The sequence below is a fragment of the Mesorhizobium sp. M5C.F.Ca.ET.164.01.1.1 genome (assembly GCF_004792125.1).
Taxonomy (GTDB): domain Bacteria; phylum Pseudomonadota; class Alphaproteobacteria; order Rhizobiales; family Rhizobiaceae; genus Mesorhizobium; species Mesorhizobium wenxiniae.
On the sequence record NZ_SRTG01000504.1, the window covers coordinates 1 to 297 of the forward strand.

At 59.6% G+C, this 297-nt stretch carries 1 protein-coding gene; it reads right to left on the bottom strand.

Features of this window, described 5'->3' with window-relative positions; all coding sequences use genetic code 11:
• Positions 1-297, bottom strand: a 297-nt coding sequence (locus EN807_RS34485; RefSeq protein ID WP_189522708.1) for an acyl-CoA dehydrogenase family protein, incomplete at both ends; no start/stop codon positions are given.

Here is a 297-nt window from a genome sequence, read left to right on the forward strand (position 1 = left end):
ATCGGTGCCGCAATGGGGTTCGGTAAGGTTCATGGTGCCGGACCAGATACCTTCGACCATTTTCGGCAGATAGGTCTGCTTCTGCTCCGGAGTACCGTGAACGAGAACGGCGGCAATCGCGCCCTGCGTCAGGCCGGGATACATCATCAGCGACAGGTTGGCGGAAGACATATATTCGCCGATCGCCGCATGCAGCGTATAGGGCAGGCCCTGCCCGCCAAATTCCTGGGGAACGGCAAGGCCGATCCAGCCGCCTTCGCAATAGGCGTCATAGGCTTCCTTGAAACCATCGGGCAC